The organism is Burkholderia sp. ZZQ-2 (genome assembly GCF_050768715.1).
In the GTDB taxonomy this organism is placed as follows: domain Bacteria; phylum Pseudomonadota; class Gammaproteobacteria; order Burkholderiales; family Burkholderiaceae; genus Burkholderia; species Burkholderia cepacia.
This window is the reverse complement of sequence record NZ_LDVA01000195.1, coordinates 24,501-30,629: the sequence shown is the minus strand read 5'-3', so window position 1 is coordinate 30,629 and position 6,129 is coordinate 24,501. Positions and strand designations below refer to the sequence as shown.

Sequence of the window (6,129 nt, the reverse complement as noted above, 5' to 3'; positions counted from 1 at the left end):
TGCTCGCGCAGCACGACCTGACGCCGGCCGCGCTCGACGCGCTGGTCGCGCGGGAGGTCGCCGCGCAGCCGATCGGCGCGCCGGCGCAGCGCGAAGCGCTCGACCTGTGGCCGCGCTATCGCGCGTGTCTTGCCGCGCTCGATGCGCAGCCGGGCACCGTGCAGCCCGGCACGCGTATCGATCCGGATGCGATCGCGGGCGAGCTCGAACGACGGGCGGCACTCGCGAGCCGCTGGCTCGGCGATTGGAGCGCACCGTTCTTCGCCGACGCGTTCCGGCAGCAGCATGACGACCTCGACCGGATCCGGATTGCGCGCGATCCGGCATTGAGCGATGCGCAGAAGCGTGAACGCCTTGCGGCGCTCGACCAGGCGCTGCCGCCGGACATGCGCGACGCGCACGAGCAACTCGCGCGGCAGCGCGAGGCGGTCGCGACAGTTGCACGGCTCGACGCGCGTCGCGCGACACCCGATGCGCTGCGTGCGCAGCTCGGCGCCGACGTCGCCGCGCGCGTCGTGCGGCAGCGGCAGGACGACGATGCGTGGCAGGCGCGCTATCGCGACTATGAGGCCGAACGCGAGCGGCTCGTCGCGCAGCAGCTTGCGCCCGATGCGCGCGATGCCCAGCTCGCGCAATTGCTGCAGCGCGATTTTCCGGATCCGGCGGACGCATTGCGTGCGGCGTCGCTGGGCGCGGACCGCGCGGACATCACCGCTCGCCAGCGCGCGCGGTAGCCGGCCGGCGCCGACATCCCCGGCAAGCGCCGTCATGGATATTCCACGTTCGCCATTGGAGAAGTGTGGGATATGTCACTCAGTCCGCATTATTTCGATGGAGGAATGATTTTTATTTTCAGGATTAACTGTATTCCGTTGCATTGGCCGCTATTCGCAATTTTCAATGATTCACCGGGACGGCACCTTTGCAAGGGCAATATTTAAATCGCCGATAATTGATTGACCATGCAAATATCTCGGAGTAACGCCTGAAACTGTCAAATTACTTCATGTAACAAAGCCGGAGGGGCGCGCACGACGGGGCTGCGTGATATCTTTTTGTCCAATTAGACCGTAAGGAAAACGGCAAAACCGGAAAACCGGTTCGTTTCAACGCTGCATGAAGATTCGGTGGCCGAGGGGCAGGAATACAACGTACGAGGTGCACCGTGATACATCAGGCCGACAATGTCATCGAGTTGCCGCATGCGCTTGGTGCCAATCAATTCCTGGCTGCGCTCGACGGAATTAGCCGTGCGGAATTGGCGCCTCATTTGATGCTTTCGAATCTCAAGACCGGCCAGGTGCTGTGCGATGCCGGCGAGAATCTGGAGGCCGTTTATTTTCCGGTGACGGCGGGTATTTCCCTCCAATACACGACAGGCAGCAAGACGACGCTCGGCGTGACGGAAATCGGCCGCGAAGGCATCGTGTGCGACGACGTCATCGGCAGCACGACGCAGCGCCGCGTCGTCGTCTATCACGGCGGATTCGCGTATCGGCTGTATGCGCGCCGTTTCGCCGACGCGTGCGACGCATCGCCGGCGATCAGGCGGCAGGTCTTCGTGCGGATGCAACTGGTGCTGGCCCAGGCGTCGCAGGTCATGTTCTGCAGCCGCCATCACGTGATGCGGCATCAAGTGAGCCGCTGGCTGCTGATTGCCTACGAGCGCTCGCGCAGCATCGAGATCCCGGTCACGCACGGGATGCTGGGCCAGATGCTCGGCGTGCGCCGCGAGACCATCACCGATACCGCGCGACAGCTCCATGAGCTTGGCGTGATCCATCAGCATCGCGGCGCCATCGTGCTGACGGATCTCGCCCGTCTCGCGGGGCAGGGCTGCGACTGCCATCGGGTCATCCGCGACGAAACGTGCCGCATTCTCGCGATCGATGCCGGTACCGAGGCCGGCGTCGGGTTGTCGCGACGCGTCCGGACGACCTAGTTGCCGGAGCATCCTGCCGCGCGGCCGGCACCGGCGTGCCGCCGCCGCTGAATGAGCGCCGGCGCGTCGCGCGCATGGAAGGGGAGAGGTCCGAACGCAAGACGCGTCGCGACGCGGCTGGCCGGCGGCATCGAGAAGAATCAGAAAAGCAGTCAATCGGGTATGGAAAACATTTCGAAGCTCCAGAGTCAGCGCAGCTCGTTTCACGTGTGGCCATGGAGTCCGGCGCTCGGCATCCTGCCGATCGTCGTCGTGATCGTCGCGCTGGCCGGGTTCGTCGCCGTCAGCCTGATCGTGATCATGTCGCTGCGCGTGTACGTCGGCGGCGAAAGCAGCTGGTCGAAGGCGCAGAAGGACGAGATCATCCTGCTGTCCCGCTACGGACAGACCGGCGACGAAAAACTGTTCGACGATTACCTGGCGGTTGACCGCACCCTCACGTTTCTCGGCGTTGCCCGCCGCGCGATGATCAGCGTGCCGCCGGATCACCGCGTGGCGCGCCAGGCGCTGATCGAGGCGGGCATCAATCCTGTCGATGCGGTGGCGGTGGTGTGGTTCTATCCGATCCTGAGCAGCTTCGCGCGCCTGAACGCAGCGTTGCAATACTGGGAGGACGCGGACCGGCAGCTGGTCAACCTGCGCGCGATCGCCAACGCGTTGCGCGATTCCGTGCAGGCGGGCGACGTCCGGCGCACGAGTCGCCTGAACCGCGCGATCTGGGACTTCAACTCACACATCGAGCCGCTGCCGAAGCGCTTCTCCGACGAACTGAGCGCCGAATTCCGCTCGGCCGTCATCCAGCTGTTCCTGTCGTACGTCGTGGCCTCGCTGCTGATCCTCCTGCTGTCGGTGCGTTGGGCGAGCCGCGCGCAGCGCCAGCAGGCGTCGATGCAGACCGAGCTGGACCGTAGCCAGGCGTTCGCGGAAGCGGCGCTGCGCTCGGTGGCCGACGCGATCGTCACGATCGGCCTCACGCGCAGCATCGAGACCGTCAATCCGGCGGCCGAGCAGCTGCTCGGCGCGCCGTCGCGCCTCAGCGTCGGCAAGCCGATCAACGACGTGCTCGACCTGATCGATACGTCGACCGGGATGTCGATCAAGCTGCTCGCGTCGCTCAGCAACAGCGGCGATCACACGTTCACCCGCGATCTCGACCTGATCCGAGTGTGCGGCTCGGCGGTGTCGGTGCGCGCGTCGCTGTCGAGAATGGACAACGCCGCGGGCCGCTGCGTCGGTTACGTGCTGATCCTGCGCGACATGACGCGCGAACACCAGTTGATCGAGAAGCTGACCTGGCAGGCGTCGCACGACGCGCTGACCGGCCTGATCAATCGCACGGCGTTCGAGCAGCGCCTGGGCGACGCGCTGACGCACCGCGGCGGCGGGACGTTGATGGTTCTCGATCTGGACGGATTCAAGGAAGTCAACGACGTGTGCGGGCACGCGGCCGGCGATGCGCTGCTGCGCGACGCGACCGCGGTGTTCGCGCGCTGTCTCGATGACGACGACGTGTTCGGTCGGCTGGGCGGCGACGAATTCGGCATCCTGTTGCCGGCCGGGCGCAACGGCGTGCCGGACGACGGCAAGGCGGAGCGCATCCGGGCGTGTCTCGAGGATTTCACGTTCCTGTGGGAAGGCGAGCCGTTCAAGATCAGCGTGAGCATCGGCGTGCTGGATCTCGCCTGTCGGCCCGAGAGCGTCGAGAAGGCGATGCAGATGGCCGACATCGCGTGTTACATCGCGAAGGACCGCGGCCGCAACCGCGTGCATGTCGCCGATTCACGCGACATGAACTCGGGACGCCAGGCGTATCACATGCAGTGGAGCCGCCGCGTGAAGACGGCGCTCGAAACGAATTCGTTCCAGTTGTATGTGCAACGAATCGTGCCGATCCAGCCGGCGCACGGCGCGCAGGAGCGCGCGGAGATCCTGCTGCGCATCCCGGACGCCGACGGCAAGCTGATCTCCCCGGTCTTTCTGCCGGCCGCCGAGCGCTACGGCCACATGACGATGATCGACCGCTGGGTCGTGCGTAACGTGATCCGGCGGCTCGCGCGGCTCGAACAACGCCAGTACGTCGAATACAACGTGAACCTGTCGGCGATGTCGATCACCGACGAGCGCTTCGTGGAATTCGCGATCGCCGAGCTGTCGGCGTCGGGGCTGGACCCGGCGCTGCTGTGCTTCGAAATCACGGAGACGAGCGCGGTCCGCAACCTGGAGGTCGCGTCGCGTTTCATGTACGAGCTGCGCGACCTCGGCTGCCGCTTCGCGCTCGACGACTTCGGCGCCGGCATGTCGTCGTTCTCGTATCTGCGCCAGTTGCCGATCGACTACCTGAAGATCGACGGCGGCCTCGTGGCGACCATGACGTCCGACAGCATCAAGCGCGGCATCGCGTCCGCCATCAACGACATCGCACACGTGATGCAGTACCGCACCGTCGCCGAGCACGTCGAGGACGCGGCGACGGCCGAGATGCTTCGCGCGCTGGGCGTCGACTATTGCCAGGGCTATTACTTCAGCCGCCCCGCGCCCTGGCAGGAAGGGGGATTCCATTGAACCAAGCGAGGAACGAACGCATGAGTGCTCCATTTGAACTGACCGGCGACCTGATGGACCTGGCGAGCTATCCGGCCTGGCTGCGCGACGTGGTCGGCGCGACCGACGAGCTGAAGGCGCGTGTCCGTGCGCATCCGGTGTTCGCGGCGATGAGCGGCGGGACGCTGCGCGCGTCGCAACTGCGCGCGTTCTTCGTGACCGGCTGGGCGGTGGTCAGCCAGTTTCCGGAGTACATGGCGATGAACCTGGTGAAGACCGCTGCCTATCGGTCGCGCGGCGAAGAGAAGGCGCGGCGCTATCTGATCCGCAATATCCGCGTCGAGCAGAACCACGTCGATCACTGGGCCAACTGGGCTGCGGAATCGGGCGTGACGATCGACATGCTGCTGGACGGCGATGCGCCGCTGGCCGGATTCGCGCTGAGCCACTGGTGCTGGAAAAGCAGCAGCACCGACGCGCTCGCGCCGAGCATCGCCGCGACCAACTACGCGATCGAAGGCGTGACCGGCGAGTGGAGTGCGTTGCTGTGCGCATCGCCGTATGAACAGCAGTTTGACCCGGCCGTGCGGCATCGCGCGATGCGCTGGCTCAAGCTGCATGCCGACTACGACGACCGGCATCCGTGGGAGGCGCTCGACATCGTCGCGACGCTGCTCGGCCAGTCGCCCGCGGCCCGCGACGTGCGGGACGTCGAGACGTCGATCCGCAAGAGCCTGAGCTATTTCCTGACGAGTCTCGATTGCTGCATGCATGTGTAGTCGTTTGCGCCGCGCGCTCGCGGGTTCGCGCAGGCCGCACCCGGCCGTTGCGGCCGGAAGGCGGGCCGGCGTGACGTCGCGATTCGCCGTGCGGGCCGTCGTGCTGGACGATTTTCCATGGCCACTCACGTTCTCGTCGTAGAGCCCGATCCGCGCATGCGTGACCGGATCCGCGCGCTCCTGCGCGGCTGCCAGATCGCCACGTCGGCGCTCGACGATGCGTCGCGGCTGCTGGCGCACGTGACGGCCACGCCGCCCACCCTGATCGTGATGCGGGTCGAACGGCCGGCCACGACGTTCTACATGGCGCTCGGGGCGCTGCGGCGCGCCGGTCACGACATGCCGGTGATCGTGATCAGCCGCGACGCGCAGGTGGTCGACAAGGTCGTTGCGCTCGAAATCGGCGCGGATGACTATCTGGTGGAGCCGTTCGACCCGATGGAACTGATCGCACGCGTGCGCAGCGCGGTGCGCCGCTACGCGCCGAACCGCCCCGCGCCGGTGCGCGAGCCGGTGAACCCCGAATCGTACGCATTTGGCGACATCGAGGTGAATTTCATCACGCGGCGCGCCACCCGCGCGGGACAGGACCTCGGGCTGCGTGCCAGCGAATTCGCGCTGCTCGCACTGTTCATCTCGCAGCCGATGCGCGTCCTGTCGCGTGCGGAGATTCTGGCGCTCCTGGGGCTGAGCGTGGCCGGGCGCTCCGAGCGCGGGCTCGACGTGCTGATCTTCCGGCTGCGCAACCTGGTCGAGCAGGCGGTCGGCGATTATCGCTACATCCGTACCGTGCGCGGGAAGGGCTACATTTTCGTGCCGCTCGGCACGCTGGCGGACGATGTGGATGGGTCCCGGCATGCTTGAGCC

At 66.2% G+C, this 6,129-nt stretch carries 5 protein-coding genes; all 5 read left to right on the top strand.

The features are described 5' to 3' along the window. On the top strand, positions 1-734 hold a 734-nt coding region (locus ABY44_RS13235; RefSeq protein WP_431641279.1), incomplete at its 5' end, for a lipase secretion chaperone. A gap of 431 nt (positions 735-1,165) precedes the next feature. Beyond that, positions 1,166-1,942 (top strand): Crp/Fnr family transcriptional regulator, encoded by a 777-nt coding sequence (locus ABY44_RS13230; protein WP_059694777.1) that lies wholly within the window; start codon positions 1,166-1,168, stop codon positions 1,940-1,942. Between the two features lie 162 nt (positions 1,943-2,104). Further along, positions 2,105-4,504: a putative bifunctional diguanylate cyclase/phosphodiesterase gene (locus ABY44_RS13225; protein WP_060170853.1), complete on the top strand. Its 2,400-nt coding sequence runs from the start codon at positions 2,105-2,107 to the stop codon at positions 4,502-4,504. A 20-nt stretch (positions 4,505-4,524) separates the two neighbouring features. Next, positions 4,525-5,262, top strand: coding sequence for a TenA family transcriptional regulator (locus ABY44_RS13220; RefSeq protein ID WP_060170855.1), 738 nt, complete (start codon positions 4,525-4,527; stop codon positions 5,260-5,262). 117 nt (positions 5,263-5,379) lie between these two features. After that, a complete protein-coding gene (locus ABY44_RS13215) occupies positions 5,380-6,126 on the top strand; it encodes a winged helix-turn-helix domain-containing protein (RefSeq protein WP_059694783.1) in 747 nt (248 codons plus the stop codon). The last annotated feature ends 3 nt before the right edge of the window (positions 6,127-6,129 follow it).

Bases quoted from the DNA above. Each gene is read 5' to 3' on its own strand.
- ABY44_RS13225 (WP_060170853.1), top strand. From the start codon at position 2,105: ATGGAAAACATTTCGAAGCTCCAGAGTCAGCGCAGCTCGTTTCACGTG.
- ABY44_RS13220 (WP_060170855.1), top strand. From the start codon at position 4,525: ATGAGTGCTCCATTTGAACTGACCGGCGACCTGATGGACCTGGCGAGC.
- ABY44_RS13215 (WP_059694783.1), top strand. From the start codon at position 5,380: ATGGCCACTCACGTTCTCGTCGTAGAGCCCGATCCGCGCATGCGTGAC.